Source organism: Streptomyces sp. NBC_01439 (genome assembly GCF_036227605.1).
Taxonomy (GTDB): Bacteria; Actinomycetota; Actinomycetes; order Streptomycetales; family Streptomycetaceae; genus Streptomyces.
Window position 1 is genome coordinate 6307924 of the sequence record NZ_CP109487.1, and the last position, 16078, is coordinate 6324001.

Here is a 16078-nt window from a genome sequence, read left to right on the forward strand (position 1 = left end):
CCCCTCCTGTGCGAGGGGTTTTTTCGTTTGGGCAGGCAGAGACGGCGAAGACGATCGATGGAGCTTCAGAAATCATGAGCGAGACGAACACCCCGGCCCCCGAGGCGGCCGAGGCGCACCGCTACACGGCTGCCATGGCCGCCGACATCGAGGCACGCTGGCAGGACGTCTGGGACGCGCAGGGCACGTACGAGGCCCCGAACCCCACCGGCGACCTGGCCGGGGACCCCGCGGTGGTCGCACGGCCCAAGAAGTTCATCATGGACATGTTCCCGTACCCCTCCGGTGCTGGCCTGCACGTCGGACACCCGCTCGGGTACATCGCCACCGACGTCTTCGCCCGCCACCAGCGGATGACCGGCCACAACGTCCTGCACACCCTGGGCTTCGACGCCTTCGGCCTGCCGGCGGAGCAGTACGCCGTGCAGACCGGCACGCACCCGCGCGTCTCGACCGAGGCCAACATCGAGAACATGAAGGTCCAGCTGCGCCGGCTGGGCCTGGGCCACGACAAGCGCCGGTCGTTCGCCACGATCGACCCGGACTACTACAAGTGGACCCAGTGGATCTTCCTGCAGATCTACAACTCCTGGTACGACGCCGACGCGAAGAAGGCCCGGCCGATCACCGAGCTGGTCGCCGCCTTCGAGGACGGCTCCCGCGAGGTCCCCGGCGGCCGCGCCTGGGCCGGGCTGACCGCGACCGAGCGGGCCGACGTGCTGAACGAGCACCGGCTGGCGTACTCCTCGGACGCGCCGGTGAACTGGTGCCCCGGGCTGGGCACCGTACTGGCCAACGAGGAGGTCACCGCCGACGGCCGGTCCGAGCGCGGCAACTTCCCCGTCTTCAAGTCCCGGCTGAGCCAGTGGAACATGCGGATCACCGCCTACGCCGACCGGCTGATCGACGACCTGGACGCGCTGGACTGGCCCGAGGCCATCAAGCTGCAGCAGCGGAACTGGATCGGCCGCAGCGAGGGCGCGCGCGTCGACTTCGCACTGGGCGATGAGGCCATCACCGTCTTCACCACCCGTCCGGACACCCTGTTCGGCGCCACCTACATGGTGCTGGCGCCCGAACACCCGCTGGTGGAGAAGTTCATCCCGGCCGCCTGGCCCGAGGGCACCCACGAGGTCTGGACCGGCGGGCACGCCACGCCGGCCGAGGCCGTCAGCGCCTACCGCAAGCAGGCCGCCGCGAAGTCGGACGTCGAGCGGCAGGCCGAGGCCAAGGACAAGACCGGTGTCTTCACCGGCGAGTACGCGATCAACCCGGTCAGCGGCGACAAGGTCCCGGTCTTCATCGCCGACTACGTGCTGATGGGCTACGGCACCGGCGCGATCATGGCCGTCCCGGCGCACGACAGCCGCGACTTCGAGTTCGCGCGCGCCTTCGAGCTGCCGATGCGCTGCGTCGTGGAGCCCTCCGATGGGCGCGGCACCGACCCGGCCGAGTGGGACGACGCCTTCGTCTCCTACGACGCGAAGCTGGTCAACTCGACGGGCGAGGGCATCGCCCTGGACGGCCTGGGCGTCGTAGAGGCGAAGGCCGCGATCACCGACTGGCTGACCGAGCGCGGCATCGGCGAGGGGACGGTCAACTTCCGACTGCGCGACTGGCTGTTCAGCCGTCAGCGGTACTGGGGCGAGCCCTTCCCGATCGTCTACGACGAGGACGGCGTCGCGCACCCGCTGCCCGAGTCGATGCTGCCCCTGGAACTGCCGGAGGTCGAGGACTACTCCCCGCGCACCTTCGAGCCGGACGACGCCGCGTCCAAGCCGGAGACCCCGCTGTCGCGCAACGGCGAATGGGTGAACGTGGAGCTGGACCTGGGCGACGGCCGGGGCGTGCGCTCCTTCCGCCGCGAGACCAACACCATGCCCAACTGGGCCGGTTCCTGCTGGTACGAGCTGCGCTACCTGGACCCGAACAACGCCTCGGCCCTGGTGGACCCGGAGATCGAGCAGTACTGGATGGGCCCGCGCGAGGGCGCGCCGCACGGCGGTGTCGACCTGTACGTGGGCGGTGCCGAGCACGCGGTGCTGCACCTGCTGTACGCCCGCTTCTGGTCGAAGGTGCTGTTCGACCTGGGTCACGTCTCCTCGGCGGAGCCGTTCCACAAGCTCTTCAACCAGGGCATGATCCAGGCGTACGCGTACACCGACGCGCGCGGTGTCTACGTGCCCGCAGCCGAGGTCGAGGAGCGCGACGGCGGCTACTTCTACCAGGACCAGCCGGTCAAGCGTGAGCACGGAAAGATGGGCAAGTCCCTGAAGAACGCCGTCACGCCGGACGAGATCTGCGAGGAGTACGGCGCGGACACGCTGCGCCTGTACGAGATGGCGATGGGTCCGCTGGACGTCTCCCGTCCGTGGGACACCCGGGCCGTGGTGGGCCAGTACCGGCTGCTGCAGCGCCTGTGGCGCAACATCGTGGACGAGGAGACCGGCGCGGTCACCGTCGTGGACGGTGAGCCGGACGAGGCGACCCTGCGCGCGCTGCACAAGGCGATCGACGGGGCCGGCTCGGACCTGACCGGGCTGCGCTTCAACACCGCCATCGCGAAGATCACCGAGCTGAACAACGCGCTGACGAAGGCGGGCCGCCCGCTGGAGCGCTCGGTCGCCGAGGCCCTGGTGCTGCTGGTCGCCCCGCTGGCCCCGCACATCGCGGAGGAGCTGTGGCACCGCCTGGGGCACAGCGAGTCCGTGGTCCACCAGGACTTCCCGGTCGCGGACCCGGCGTACGTCGTGGACGAGAGCGTGACGTGCGTGGTGCAGGTCAAGGGCAAGGTCAAGGCGCGGCTGGAGGTGCCGCCGACGATCTCCGACGCGGACCTGGAGCAGCTGGCCGTGACCGATGAGGGCGTTGTGGCGGCGCTGGGCGGCGCGGAGATCCGCAAGGTGATCGTGCGCGCGCCGAAGCTGGTGAACATCGTCATCTGAGGGCGCACCCCCGCATAGGGGGGATCCCGTACGGGCAGGTTGGGGGTTCGATTGGAACCCCTGGCCTGCCCGTGGCGTTTACCGTGGAGGGGACGGAAAAGAGCCGTCGGGTTCTGGGGAAGGGATGCTCATGGAGGCCGCGTTGATCATCTTCGCGCTGATGGTGCTTTTCACCTTCCTGGGGTTGGGCGTGTACGCGACCGTCAAGGTGGTGCAGGCGACCAAGCGCGGTGTGGACCGGACCATCACGCAGGCGCGCCGGACCGTGGAGGACACCACCCTGCGCGCCAAGAGCTTCGGCCAGGTCGGGGTCACGGGGGCGCTGGCGCAGCTGCGGCTCGACCTGCGGACTTCGATGCGCGCCACGGAGCAGGCACTGCAGGACGGGGTCCGGGTGGACGCCTCGCTGCACGAGTCGATCGCGCTGTTCGAGCGGCTGAGCGCGCACGGGCGCGAGCTCGACGACGAGCTGAAGCGGCTCGAGCAGGACCCGGACCGCGGGCGGATCGCGGAGCGCCTGCCGGATCTGCGGGAGCGGACGGCCAAGATCAAGCAGGCCGCGGACTCGCTGCGGTGGGCCGCGCGGGACCGGGCCCAGCGCTTCGCACAGGACGACCTGTCCACGCTGTCGGCGCAGATCGAGGTCGAGTCCGACGCGCTGCGGGACTGGTCGCGGGAGCCGGTGGACGACCTCGCGGCGGCGGCCGCGGCGTGGGACGCGGCGCAGGCGAACGGGGCCGCGACGGGGCGGCCGCAGGCACCGGGGAGCGCTCCGGGGCAGCCTGCGGACGCGGCGAGCCCGACGTGGGGCGCGGATCAACCGCAAGCCCTGAATCCGGCCGCTCCGGCGCCGCAGTACCCCTGGCAGAAGGCGCGCCGACCGGAGAGCACCACCTGAGGCGGGGCGTGCAGGGGCCCGTACCGTAGGCTCCCGCCCCTTCAGAGGGCCTCGTCCGTCGGTCAGGCGGGGCTCGCGGCGTGTCCGGCACGCACGCCCGCTCGTGGTGTTCTCGTCGGTCGCTGACGTGCCGCGCCCGCTGCTTCCGCGCCGGCTGCCTTCACGTCGACTGCTCCTCGGACGTGCGGGCGCGCGCACGGGACACCGTTCCCCGATCCGACCCGGCCCGACCCGATCCGGCTTTACCCGGCCCGGCCCGGCCTGGTCCGACGCCCTAGCATCCCCCGCCGACGGTCGCGTCGTGGGGCCGGGCTGCCGTCATGCCCCGACGGGCGGTAACCTCCGGCTCATGTCCCGCCATGTCGCCATCGTCACCGATTCCACGGCCTACCTGCCCCGACCGGCCATGGCGCGGCACGGAATCACCGCCGTCCCGCTCACCGTCGTGCTCGGCGGCGAGGCACTCGAGGAAGGCACCGAGATCTCGGCGCGCAGCCTGGCCCTGGCCCTGCAGAAGCGCCGCTCGGTCACTACCTCGCGCCCGAGCACGGAGGAGTTCGTCCGGGCCTACCGGGAGGCGGCGGACGCCGGGGCGACGGGCATCGTCAGCCTGCACCTGTCCGCCGAGTTCTCCGGCACCTACGACGCGGCCGTGGTCGCCGCCAGGACCGCACCCGTTCCGGTCCGCGTCCTGGACACCGGCATGGTCGCGATGGCCCTCGGTTTCTGCGCGCTCGCCGCCGCCGAGGTCGCCGAGGCGGGCGGATCCGTGGACGAGGCCGTGGCGGCCGCAGAGAAGCGCGCGGCGGACATGGCCGCGTACTTCTACGTCGACACCCTCGACTACCTCCGCCGCGGCGGCCGGATCGGGGCCGCGCAGGCCCTCCTCGGCTCCGCCCTGGCGGTGAAGCCCCTGCTGACGCTGGACGGCGGGCGGATCGAGATGCTGGAGAAGGTCCGTACGTCGGCCAAGGCCATCGCCCGCCTGGAAGAGCTGGCCGTCGCGCGCGCCGGCTCCGCCGACGTCGATGTGGCTGTGCACCACCTGGCGGCTCCGGAGCGGGCGGAGAAGCTCGCCGAGCGGCTCCGCGAACGCATCCCCGGGCTGGTCGAACTGCACGTCAGCGAGGTCGGCGCGGTGATCGGGGCGCACACCGGCCCGGGGCTGCTGGCGGCGGTCGTCTCGCCCCGCTGATCACCGGAACGGGTGGCTCGGTTATCCACAAGGGAGCTTTTTTCCACCGGAATTGAGTGATCCGAACCGGGGACGGGATCGGCCTCTACGGTCGTGGCATGACTCTTCGAACGCGTGCTTCGCATCCGTCGGGCGCCACCGGTGGCCCGGGTCGCTCCCGTCTCTCCGACGGCCGACTTTCCGATGGCCGGCTCTCCGGCAGCGGCCTGCGCCATCGTCGTACGGCGCGACGTGGCCGGCGGGTTCCTCATCCGGAGCCGGGCGCGGTGCGCCGACGGGCCGAGGCCTTGCTGGGCGGCAGCAGCCCGCCGCATGTACCGCCCCCGCCACCGCCCCCGCCCGCGCCGCTCCGGGCGCTCCAGACCCCGCCCGGGGCCCCCGACGGGGTGGATGTGCAGGCGCCGCCCGATGAGGCGCCCGGGCTGCCCTCAGGGGCTGCGTGGAGGCTGGCCGTGCGGGAGCGGCTACCGCTGTGGCTGCAGGACCGCTGCGAGATGCGGCCGCGTGCGGTGGCTGCCGTCGGAGTGGTGCTGCTCGCCGCGGTCGGCTTCGCCGGGCAGCAGTACTGGGCGGACAGGCCGCGGGCGGTGACCGTACCCGCGGTGGTCGCCCCGGGGGCCGTACCGGCGGCGGCCACGGCACCGGCCGGGGCTCCGGCAGCGGGGACCGGCGGGGTCGGTGGGGCCGCGCGGATCGTCGTCGACGTCAGTGGCAAGGTCCGGGACCCCGGGGTACGGCGGCTGCCCGCCGGTTCGCGGGTGGAGGACGCGTTGGCCGCCGCCGGGGGAGTGCCTCCCGGCACCGACACGACCGGGCTGAACCGGGCCCGCGTGCTGGTCGACGGCGAGCAGGTGGTTGTGGGCGCCCCGGCGCAGCCGCCACCGGCCGCCGGTGCGGGCGGCGGTGTCGGCTCCGGTCCGGGCGCCGGCCTCGGCCCCGGACCGCTGAGCCTGGGCTCGGCCACGGTCGCCCAGCTCGACGGCCTGCCGGGGGTCGGGCCGGTACTGGCGCAGCACATCGTCGACTTCCGTACCGCCCGCGGCGGCTTCCGCTCCGTGGAGGAGCTCCGCCAGGTCGACGGCATCGGTGAGCGGCGCTTCGCCGACCTGCGCGCGCTGGTGCGGCCGTGAACCGCCCGGCGGGACCGGTTCCGCCGGACCTCCGCCTCGCGGTGCCCGCCGTGGCCGCCTGGGCGGCGGCCGCGGTCGCCCTGGACATGCCCGTCCACCAGACCGCCCTCGGGGTGGGCCTGGCGATGGTCTGCGCGGGCCTGCTGATGCTGGGCGCGTGCCGGCGTCCGGGCCGGCTGTGGCGGCTCGCGCCGGTCGCTGCGGCGGCCCTGCTGTGCGGGGCCGCCGGGGCGGGGGTGGCAGGGCTCCAGCAGGCCGAGGCACGGGCCGGGCCGGTGACCGGTCTGGCACGGCAACACGCCCGTGTTTTCGCGGAGCTCACCGTCGGCTCCGACCCCAGGGCCGCCCGGAGCGCGAGCGGGCCACCGGTGGTGGTGCTGGACGCGGTGGTGACCCGGGTGACCGGGCCCGACGGGTCGAGCACCTGGGTCGATACCCCGGTACGGGTGCTGGCCGGGCATCCGGAATGGGCCCGCCTGCAGCCTTCCACCCGGGTGGTGGCGGCCGCCCGGCTGGCCCCGGCGCAGGGCGGGGAGCGGGCCGTGGCGCTGCTCCGCCCGGCCGGTGACACCCCGCCCGGGGTGACCGGCGGCCCGGATACCGTCCAGCGGATCGCGGGGCGGATGCGATCCGGGCTGCGCGAGGCCACCGAAGGGCTCGCACCGGACGCCGGGGCCCTGCTGCCGGGGCTGGTCGTCGGGGACACGTCCAGGGTTCCGCCCGATCTGCACGAGGCCTTTCGGGCCACCGACCTGCTGCACCTGCTGGCCGTCTCCGGGTCCAACCTGACCGTGGTGCTGTTCCTGCTCATCGGGTCCCCGGCCCGGGCGCAGCAGGCCGAACGGCGCGGGCTGGCACCCCGGCTCGGCCTCTCGCTGCGGGTGACCGCCCTGTGCGGGGCGGCCCTGACGCTGGCCTTCGTGGTGGTGTGCCGGCCGGAACCGAGCGTGTTGCGAGCAGCTGCCTGCGGTGCGGTCACCCTGTTGGCCATCGCCACCGGACGGCGCAGGTCATTGATCCCGGCCCTGGGCGCGGCCGTGCTGCTGCTGGTGCTCTACGACCCGTGGCTGGCCCGCAGCTACGGCTTCCTGCTCTCCGTGCTGGCCACCGGGGCGCTGCTCACCCTCGCTCCGCGATGGAGCCAAGCCCTGCGGCGCCGTGGGGCGGGGCCGCGACTCGCCGAGGCGCTGGGAGCTGCCGCGGCCGCGCAGGCGGTGTGCGCGCCCGTGGTGGCCGTGCTGGCCGCCCGGGTCAGCCTGGTGGCGGTGCCGTGCAACCTGCTGGCCGAACTGGCGGCCGGTCCCGCGACGGTACTCGGCTTCGCCTCGCTCGCGGTGGCTCCGGTGTGGATGCCCGCCGCGGAGCTGCTCGCCCGTTGCGCGGGGGTGCCGGCGGGGTGGATCGCGGGTGTGGCCCGGGCCGGGGCCCGGTTTCCGGGTGCGGAGCTCTCGTGGCCGGGCGGGCTCACCGGCGGCGTTCTGTTGGCCGCCGCCACCCTGGCCGTCGTCGTGGTCGTCGGTGTCCGGTTCCGCGGGCGCGGGTGGCTCTGCTCCGCCCTGGCGGCGCTGCTGCTCCTGGCCGTACTGCGGCCACCGCAGCTCACCCGCACGCTCTCCGGCTGGCCGCCGCCCGACTGGAGCTACGTTCAGTGCGCCGTCGGGCAGGGGGACGCTGCTGCGCTCTCCGTCGGCCCGGGGGAGGCCCTGGTGGTGGACGCCGGCCCGGAGCCCGGACCGGTGGACGAGTGTCTGCGCGCCCTGGGCGTGCACCGCGTTCCGCTGCTCCTGCTGACCCACTTTCACGCCGACCACGTAGGAGGTCTGCCGGGGGTGCTGCGGGGCCGGTCCGTCGGTGTGATCCAGACCACCGCACTCGAAGATCCGCCGGGGCAGGCCGAGTTCGTCCGGCGGACCGCGGCGGCCGCCGGCGTGCCGATCGTGAAGGCGGTGCAGGGCGAGCGCCGCCGGGCCGGGGCGTTCGAGTGGGAGGTGCTCTGGCCGCCGCCGGCCGGGCCTCCGCCCGAGGGGCCTAACGATGCGAGCGTCGCCCTGTCGGTGCGCGGCGCGGGGCTGACCCTGCTCCTGCTCGGCGACCTCGAACCTCCCGCCCAGCAAGCCCTCTTGAGGGCACATCCGGACCTCGGCCCGGTGGACGTCCTCAAGGTCGCCCATCACGGTTCCGCGCACCAGGACCCGGAGCTGTACGCCCGGATCCGGCCACGGCTCGCGCTCGTTCCCGTCGGCGCGGCCAACCGCTACGGACACCCCGCGCCGAGTACGCTCGCCCGGCTGCGGGAGTTGGGGTCGACCGTGCTGCGCACCGACACCGACGGCTCGATCGCCGTCGCAGGAAGCGGAGTTCAGTTACGTTCGTTTCCGGCCAATCGGCGGCGGAATCGGCGCGGCCATACCGGGCGCGACCACTCTGTTTGCCCACAACCCGACAGCATGATCGAATGCGTCTTCGCCAGAACGGTCCAAGTCCACACAGCACGGGGGTGCATCAGCCATGTTCGGTCGCCGACGGGGGATGGAGTCGGCCGGAAGTTCCAGCCCGACCACATCCGCGACACTGACGTTGCCGCCGACGGCGCGTCTGCTCAGCGGCCGGGTTCTCGACACGGTCCACCGACCGGTTCGGCAGGCCGCGTTCGAGGTGACCGACCCGATCGGCCGGCGCATCGTCAGCGGCGAGACCGACCCGTACGGTGGCTTCGCCGTGGCCGTACCGGAGGGGGAGTACCGGCTCTCCGTGACCGCGGAGGGGTACGCGCCCTTCCACGGGGTGACGATCGTGGGGGATCCGGGGCAGCCCGGCACCGCGGAGATCATCCTCAACACGGTGGAGCCGCCGTTGCTGCCGCAGCCCGGCCACTGGGAGCTCGACCCGACGCACTCGTCCATCGGCTTCACGGCCCGCCACATCGGTCTGGCCCGGATCCGCGGCCGGTTCACCACGTTCGCCGGGGCGGTACGGATAGCCGAGCGCATGGAGGACTCCTCCATGCACGTGATCATCGATGCGGCGAGCATCGACACCGGGGTGCGGCTGCGCGACGACCACCTGAGGTCGGGGGACTTCCTGGACGCGGTCCGCCACCCGACGGTGGAGTTCTACAGCGAGCGGTTCATCCACCGCAGCGGCAGCGCGTGGACCGTCGCCGGGGCGCTGACCCTCCACGGGGTGAGCCGGTCCGTGACCCTGGACACCCAGTACCTGGGTTTGGGCACCGGCCTGGAGGGCGAGCTCCGGGCGGCCTGCCGGGCCACCACCGAGCTGCACCGCGAGGACTTCACCCTGAACTGGCAGTCGATGCTGGCGCACGGGATCGCGGCCATCGGTTCGAGCGTGGAAGTGACGCTGGACGTCCAGGCCGTGCGCAAGGCCTGACGCGCAGTCCCCTACGGGGCTTCCAGCCAGCCCTCGTACTCGGCGGCGAGGTCGTCCAGCGAGGTGGTGTCGAGCCGTTCCCGCGGGTCCTCGACGATCACCAGCCACTGGGCGTCCTCGGCGTCGTCCTCGCCGGCCAGCGCGTCGCGGACCAACTGCGGCTCCTCCGGGAGGCCGAAGCGGTCGACGGCCTCCTGGGCCACCTCCTCGGCGGCGTCGCGGTCGGGCAGGACGAGTACGTGTCGCACATTCACGCGACCATTCTCGGGTACGCGGGGCGATGGGCTGTCAGTGCGGCGTGGGATGCTGGAGCCGATGGCCACCAGGAAGAACTCCACCGACGATCCGCTCGCCCCGCTCACCCTCGCGGTGGGGCAGGAGGAGCTGCTGCTCGACCGCGCCGTGCGCGAGGTGGTGACGGCCGCCCGCGCCGCCGACGCCGACACGGACGTCCGCGACCTCACCTCCGATCAGCTCCAGCCCGGCACGCTTGCCGAGCTGACGAGCCCCTCGCTCTTCTCCGAGCGCAAGGTGCTGGTCGTGCGCAACGCGCAGGACCTGTCCGCCGACTCGATCAAGGAGGTCAAGGCCTACCTCGCCGCACCCTACGAGGAGATCATCCTGGTCCTCCTCCATGCGGGCGGGGTCAAGGGCAAGGGCCTGCTGGACGCCGCGCGCAAGGCGGGCGCGCGGGAGATCGCCTGCCCGAAGATGACGAAGGCCGCGGACCGGCTGTCCTTCGTGCGGGGCGAATTCCGCACGCTCGGCCGGTCGGCGACCCCGGAGGCCTGCCAGAACCTGGTGGACGCGATCGGCAGCGACCTGAGGGAGCTGGCGAGCGCCGCCGCGCAGCTGTGCGCCGACGTCGAAGGCACCATCGACGAGGCCGTCGTCGCCCGCTACTACACCGGGCGGGCCGAGGCCTCCAGCTTCACGGTCGCCGACCGGGCGGTCGAGGGGCGCGCGGCCGAGGCACTCGAAGCCCTGCGCTGGTCCCTGTCCACCGGGGTGGCGCCGGTCCTGATCACCAGCGCCCTGGCGCAGGCGGTCCGCGCGATCGGCAAGCTCGCCTCCGCCCCGCGCGGAGCCCGCCCCGGCGACCTCGCCCGGGACCTGGGCATGCCGCCGTGGAAGATCGATCGGGTCCGCCAGCAGATGCGCGGCTGGTCGGCGGACGGGGTCTCGGACGCCCTGCGCGCCGTGGCCGCCGCCGACGCCGGGGTCAAGGGCGGCGGCGACGACCCCGAGTACGCCCTGGAGAAGGCGGTCGTCGCGGTGGCCCGCGCGGCCCGCCCCCAGCGCCGTTAGCGGACGTCCCGCATGAGCGTCGATGCCGAGCACTGGGAGCGCTGGATCGCGAAGCTGCTGGGCATCCTTGCCGCCGATGCCCCGGACCAGCTGGCTTGGGCCGGTGAGCACGGCGTGAAGAGCGCCCCCCTCGTCGAGGACGTCGACTTCGTCCTCCACCTGGCCGAGGGGATGCAGGAGCGGGGGACCCTCGCACCGCAGGTCCAGTGTGACCTCCGGGCCATCAGCCGGCTCCTCGACGAGGCGGACGTCCTCGGCCGCGCCGGCCCGTGGGCCGGGTCCCTGACGACGGAGCCCGCCTGGAGCGGGTTGCGCACCTTGGCCCGCCGGATCCTCGTCGCCCGCGAGGGCGACTGGCGCCGCCCCCTCCCGCACCGGGTACCTCCGCAGGACATCTACGACTGAGCAGGCCCGCCCCGTGCGGTGCGCCGGACAGCACGAAGGCCCCGGCCACCGCCCTGGGGAAGGGAGGAGGCCGGGGCCTTCGGATACTTCTGGTTGCGCCGCACCCGCGTGGCGAACGCTTCGTGTGCGGAGCGGGGTGCCGGTCAGGAGCGGGAGAGAGGGCCCACTGGGTCCCTTCCGGCGATCACATCAGGAGCTTCAGCCCTGCAGGGAGGCAACCTTGGTGGCCAGCGCCGACTTCTTGTTGGCGGCGGCGTTCTTGTGGATGACACCCTTCGAGACAGCCTTGTCGAGCGCACGCGCGGCAGCGCGAGAAGCCACGGTGGCCTTCTCGACGTCACCGGCGAGGACGGCCTCGCGGGCCTTGCGGATCGCGGTCTTGAGCGAGGACTTGACGGCCTTGTTGCGCAGGCGCGCCTTCTCGTTCGTCTTGTTCCGCTTGATCTGGGACTTGATGTTCGCCACGAAAGAGCCTTTTCAGGTTCAGAGTTTGATCTTCGGATTGTGCCTCGACAGCTGAGAGGGCATACGAGACACAGCTGCCCAGGCTACCAGGCACGCTGCGGGCGGCCCAAACCGAGCGCACTGCCCCGTCCATGGGACCATGGGAGTCTGCGTAGAGATCCGACATCGCGCCGCCGACAGCGACGGGAGCCGGACTTTCGCTCCGACCGACGCTCCGCAAACGCTTCCGACTGCGACCGAGAATCAGGACACTGCGTGCCCGCGATCCCCAGCCACGTGCCCGAGCCGAGCCGTACCGACTCGGCGCTGATCCGCAACTTCTGCATCATCGCGCACATCGACCACGGCAAGTCGACCCTTGCCGACCGGATGCTCCAGATCACCGGTGTGGTCGACCAGCGGCAGATGCGCGCCCAGTACCTCGACCGCATGGACATCGAGCGTGAGCGCGGCATCACGATCAAGTCCCAGGCGGTCCGGCTGCCCTGGGCGCCCACCACGGGCGAGGGTCAGGGCAACACCCACATCCTCAACATGATCGACACCCCCGGGCACGTCGACTTCACCTACGAGGTTTCGCGCTCCCTCGCCGCGTGCGAGGGCACCGTCCTCCTGGTGGACGCCGCCCAGGGCATCGAGGCGCAGACCCTCGCCAACCTGTACCTGGCGATGGAGAACGACCTCGCGATCGTCCCCGTCCTGAACAAGATCGACCTGCCGGCCGCCCAGCCGGAGAAGTTCGCGGAGGAGCTCGCGAACCTGATCGGCTGCCAGCCCGAGGACGTGCTGCGCGTCTCGGCGAAGACCGGTCTCGGCGTCGAGGCGCTGCTCGACAAGGTCGTCGCCACGGTCCCGGCCCCGGTCGGCGTCAAGGACGCTCCGGCCCGCGCCATGATCTTCGACTCCGTCTACGACTCGTACCGCGGCGTCGTCACGTACGTCCGTGTGGTCGACGGGCAGCTGAACAAGCGCGAGCGCATCCGGATGATGTCCACCGGCGCCACCCACGAGCTGCTGGAGATCGGTGTCTCCTCCCCGGAGATGACCCCGTCCGACGGCATCGGCGTCGGCGAAGTGGGCTACATCATCACCGGCGTGAAGGACGTCCGTCAGTCCAAGGTCGGTGACACCATCACCAGCCTGCACAACGGCGCCACCGAAGCCCTCGGTGGCTACAAGGACCCGCGGCCGATGGTCTTCTCGGGCCTCTACCCGCTCGACGGCTCGGACTACCCCGACCTGCGCGAGGCCCTGGACAAGCTGCAGCTCAACGACGCCGCGCTCGTCTACGAGCCGGAGACCTCGGCGGCGCTCGGCTTCGGCTTCCGCGTCGGCTTCCTCGGCCTGCTCCACCTGGACGTGGTCCGCGAGCGCCTGGAGCGCGAGTTCGGCCTCGACCTGATCGCCACCGCGCCCAACGTGGTCTACCGGGTGGTCATGGAGGACGGCAAGGAAGTCACCGTCACCAACCCGAGCGAGTTCCCCGAGGGCAAGATCTCGGACGTGTTCGAGCCGGTCGTCAAGGCCACCGTGCTCGCGCCCACCGAGTTCATCGGCGCGATCATGGAGCTGTGCCAGCAGCGCCGCGGCACCCTCCTCGGCATGGACTACCTCTCCGAGGACCGGGTCGAGATCCGCTACACCCTCCCGCTCGCGGAGATCGTCTTCGACTTCTTCGACCAGCTGAAGTCCAAGACGCGCGGTTACGCCTCCCTGGACTACGAACCCACTGGCGAGCAGTCCGGCAGCCTGGTCAAGGTCGACATCCTGCTGCACGGCGACAAGGTCGACGCCTTCTCCGCCGTCACGCACAAGGACGCCGCCTACGCCTACGGCGTGCGCCTCGTCGCCAAGTTGCGCGAGCTCATCCCGCGGCAGGCCTTCGAGGTGCCGATCCAGGCCGCGATCGGCTCCCGCGTCATCGCCCGCGAGACCATCCGCGCCATCCGCAAGGACGTCCTCGCCAAGTGCTACGGCGGTGACATCTCCCGTAAGCGGAAGCTGCTGGAGAAGCAGAAGGAAGGCAAGAAGCGGATGAAGATGGTCGGCTCCGTGGAGGTCCCGCAGGAGGCCTTCATCGCCGTCCTCTCCAGTGACGAGTCCGGCGGCAAGAAGAAGTAGCAGCCCCGCCGTCACCCGACGCAGACGGGCCCCCGCACTCCGGTGCGGGGGCCTGTTTCGTTATCAAGCGGCCGCTCGCGGGCCCTTACGCACGCGCCGGTCGCGCTCTAGTCTGATCACTGCTCGACGGTTACTCGCCAGTTTAGAAAGCCACCGGCTGCAAACCCGCCAGTCCCAAGCGCCCCCCAGCGCCCCACGCCCACGCACTGCCGCGTGGAACGGTCCGGAGGATGTCGTGAGCGACACACAGACCTATCTCGAGAACCGCCCGCCCACCGTGGCGGTGCTCTTCCTTGAGCGCGTCGCAGCGACGCCGAACGACGAGGCCTACCGGTACCCGGTGCCGGCGGCCGGCGGCCACGGCGGCCCAGACGATTGGAAATCACTCAGCTGGGGCCAGGCGGCCGAGCGGGTGTTCGCCATCGCCGCCGGGCTGATCTCCCTCGGCCTGGAAACGGAACAACGCGTCGCGCTCGCCTCCAACACCCGGGTCGAGTGGATCCTCTCCGACCTCGGCGTGATGTGCGCGGGCGGCGCGGTCACCACGATCTACCCCAGCACCAACGCGGACGAGTCGGCGTTCATCCTCGCGGACTCCGAGAGCCGGGTGCTCATCGCCGAGGACGCGGCGCAGCTGGCGAAGGCGCGCGAGCGCCGCGCCGACCTGCCGGACCTCGCCCACGTCGTGGTGCTGGACGCCGCCGACGCCGTCGCCGCCGAGGGCGACCCCGAGGGCTGGGTGCTCTCCCTCGCCGACCTGGAGGCGCTCGGCAAGGAGCACCTCGCCAAGCACCCCGAGGCGGTCAACGAGCGGATCGCGGCCATCACCTCCGACCAGCTCGCCACCCTCATCTACACCTCCGGCACCACCGGCCGCCCCAAGGGCGTGCGACTGCTGCACGACAACTGGTCGTACCTGGCCAAGGCCATGGTCGCCACCGGGCTGATCGGCAAGGAGGACGTCCAGTACCTGTGGCTGCCGCTGGCCCACGTCTTCGGCAAGGTGCTGACCTCCGGGCAGATCGAGGCCGGGCACGTGACCGCCGTCGACGGTCGGATCGACAAGATCATCGAGAACCTGCCGGTCGTGCAGCCCACCTACATGGCCGCCGTCCCGCGCATCTTCGAGAAGGTCTACAACGGTGTGGCGGCCAAGGCCCGGGCCGCCGGCGGAGCCAAGTACAAGATCTTCCAGTGGTCGGCCGGCGTCGCCCGCGAGTACGCGAAGGTCACGCAGGACAACTTCCGCCGCACCGGCCAGGCGACCGCCCCCTTCGGCCTCAGCACCAAGCACAAGATCGCCGACGCGCTCGTCTACTCCAAGCTCCGCGAGGCCTTCGGCGGGAAACTGCGGGCCGCCGTCTCCGGTGCCTCCGCCCTGGCCCCCGAGATCGGCTTCTTCTTCTCCGGCGCGGGCGTCCACATCCTGGAGGGCTACGGCCTGACCGAGTCCAGCGCGGCCTCCTTCGTCAACCCGGGCGAGGCCTACCGCACCGGCACGGTCGGCAAGCCGCTCCCCGGCACCGAGGTCCGCATCGCCGACGACGGCGAGGTCCTGCTGCGCGGCCCCGGCATCATGCAGGGCTACCACCGGCAGCCGGACAAGACCGCCGAGGTCCTGGAGTCCGACGGCTGGCTGCACACGGGTGACATCGGCGAGCTGTCGGCCGACGGCTACCTGCGCATCACCGACCGCAAGAAGGACCTGATCAAGACCTCGGGCGGCAAGTACGTCGCCCCGGCGGAGATCGAGGGCCAGTTCAAGGCGATCTGCCCGTACGTGTCGACGATCGTCGTGCACGGCGCCGACCGGAACTTCTGCTCGGCGCTGATCGCCCTCGACGAGCCGTCGATCCTGACCTGGGCGACCGAGAACGGGCTGGAGGGCAAGACGTACGGACAGGTCCTGGCGGCGCCGGAGACCAGCCGACTGATCGAGACGTACGTACAGACCCTGAACGAGGGCCTGCAGCGCTGGCAGACGATCAAGAAGTTCCGGGTGCTGCCGCGCGACCTCGACGTCGAGCACGGCGACCTCACCCCCAGCCTGAAGCTGAAGCGACCGGTGGTCGAGCGTGAGTTCAAGCACCTGATCGAGGAGATGTACGAGGGGTCCCGCGAGGCCTGACGCCCGCCGCGGGCCCGACGGGGCGGGGCGGTGGACCGCCCCGCCGGCCCCGCCGACCCCAATGTTCCCGGGCGGCCCCGGGCATCGGCTGCG

General features: G+C 72.0%; 11 protein-coding genes and 1 pseudogene. 10 read left to right on the plus strand and 2 right to left on the minus strand.

Annotated elements, in window-relative coordinates; all coding sequences use genetic code 11:
• Positions 1-74 precede the first annotated feature (74 nt).
• From leuS to OG207_RS28515, 6 genes and pseudogenes are all read left to right on the plus strand, one after another.
• The gene (gene leuS / locus OG207_RS28490; RefSeq protein ID WP_329102136.1) at positions 75-2945 is read left to right on the plus strand and encodes a leucine--tRNA ligase; all 2871 of its coding nucleotides are present in this window, start codon (positions 75-77) and stop codon (positions 2943-2945) included.
• A gap of 130 nt (positions 2946-3075) precedes the next feature.
• Positions 3076-3843: a hypothetical protein gene (locus tag OG207_RS28495; RefSeq protein ID WP_329102138.1), complete on the plus strand. Its 768-nt coding sequence runs from the start codon at positions 3076-3078 to the stop codon at positions 3841-3843.
• A 349-nt stretch (positions 3844-4192) separates the two neighbouring features.
• The gene (locus OG207_RS28500) at positions 4193-5038 is read left to right on the plus strand and encodes a DegV family protein (protein WP_329102140.1); all 846 of its coding nucleotides are present in this window, start codon (positions 4193-4195) and stop codon (positions 5036-5038) included.
• A gap of 452 nt (positions 5039-5490) precedes the next feature.
• Positions 5491-6168 (plus strand): ComEA family DNA-binding protein, encoded by a 678-nt coding sequence (locus OG207_RS28505; RefSeq protein WP_329102142.1) that lies wholly within the window; start codon positions 5491-5493, stop codon positions 6166-6168.
• 146 nt (positions 6169-6314) lie between these two features.
• Positions 6315-8540 (plus strand): annotated as a pseudogene (locus tag OG207_RS28510) (ComEC/Rec2 family competence protein); the annotation flags it as partial.
• Positions 8541-8676: 136 nt separating this feature from the next.
• Complete coding sequence (locus OG207_RS28515) at positions 8677-9558, plus strand: YceI family protein (protein WP_402695080.1); 882 nt, start codon at positions 8677-8679, stop codon at positions 9556-9558.
• An 11-nt stretch (positions 9559-9569) separates the two neighbouring features.
• On the opposite strand, the gene OG207_RS28520 is transcribed toward OG207_RS28515, so the two are convergent.
• Positions 9570-9812 carry a hypothetical protein gene (locus OG207_RS28520; protein ID WP_266596562.1) on the minus strand — a complete coding sequence of 81 codons (243 nt, stop codon included), beginning with the start codon at positions 9810-9812 and terminating at the stop codon, positions 9570-9572.
• Between the two features lie 61 nt (positions 9813-9873).
• Here OG207_RS28520 and holA point away from each other — a divergent pair, with 61 nt between their 5' ends.
• Together holA and OG207_RS28530 are read left to right on the plus strand one after the other, a co-directional pair.
• Positions 9874-10866 (plus strand): DNA polymerase III subunit delta, encoded by a 993-nt coding sequence (gene holA / locus OG207_RS28525; protein WP_329102144.1) that lies wholly within the window; start codon positions 9874-9876, stop codon positions 10864-10866.
• 12 nt (positions 10867-10878) lie between these two features.
• A complete protein-coding gene (locus OG207_RS28530) occupies positions 10879-11271 on the plus strand; it encodes a hypothetical protein (RefSeq protein WP_329102146.1) in 393 nt (130 codons plus the stop codon).
• A 198-nt stretch (positions 11272-11469) separates the two neighbouring features.
• On the opposite strand, the gene rpsT is transcribed toward OG207_RS28530, so the two are convergent.
• Positions 11470-11736: a 30S ribosomal protein S20 gene (gene rpsT / locus OG207_RS28535; RefSeq protein WP_030010251.1), complete on the minus strand. Its 267-nt coding sequence runs from the start codon at positions 11734-11736 to the stop codon at positions 11470-11472.
• A gap of 255 nt (positions 11737-11991) precedes the next feature.
• Here rpsT and lepA point away from each other — a divergent pair, with 255 nt between their 5' ends.
• Positions 11992-13857: a translation elongation factor 4 gene (lepA, locus tag OG207_RS28540; RefSeq protein ID WP_189736883.1), complete on the plus strand. Its 1866-nt coding sequence runs from the start codon at positions 11992-11994 to the stop codon at positions 13855-13857.
• Between the two features lie 235 nt (positions 13858-14092).
• The gene (locus OG207_RS28545; protein WP_329102147.1) at positions 14093-15985 is read left to right on the plus strand and encodes an AMP-dependent synthetase/ligase; all 1893 of its coding nucleotides are present in this window, start codon (positions 14093-14095) and stop codon (positions 15983-15985) included.
• Positions 15986-16078: the final 93 nt, after the last annotated feature.

What these genes read in the sequence shown, in the direction of transcription:
- leuS (WP_329102136.1), top strand. Translation starts at nt 75, where the DNA reads ATGAGCGAGACGAACACCCCGGCCCCCGAGGCGGCCGAGGCGCACCGC.
- OG207_RS28495 (WP_329102138.1), top strand. Translation starts at nt 3,076, where the DNA reads ATGGAGGCCGCGTTGATCATCTTCGCGCTGATGGTGCTTTTCACCTTC.
- OG207_RS28500 (WP_329102140.1), top strand. Translation starts at nt 4,193, where the DNA reads ATGTCCCGCCATGTCGCCATCGTCACCGATTCCACGGCCTACCTGCCC.
- OG207_RS28515 (WP_402695080.1), top strand. Translation starts at nt 8,677, where the DNA reads ATGTTCGGTCGCCGACGGGGGATGGAGTCGGCCGGAAGTTCCAGCCCG.
- holA (WP_329102144.1), top strand. Translation starts at nt 9,874, where the DNA reads ATGGCCACCAGGAAGAACTCCACCGACGATCCGCTCGCCCCGCTCACC.
- OG207_RS28530 (WP_329102146.1), top strand. Translation starts at nt 10,879, where the DNA reads ATGAGCGTCGATGCCGAGCACTGGGAGCGCTGGATCGCGAAGCTGCTG.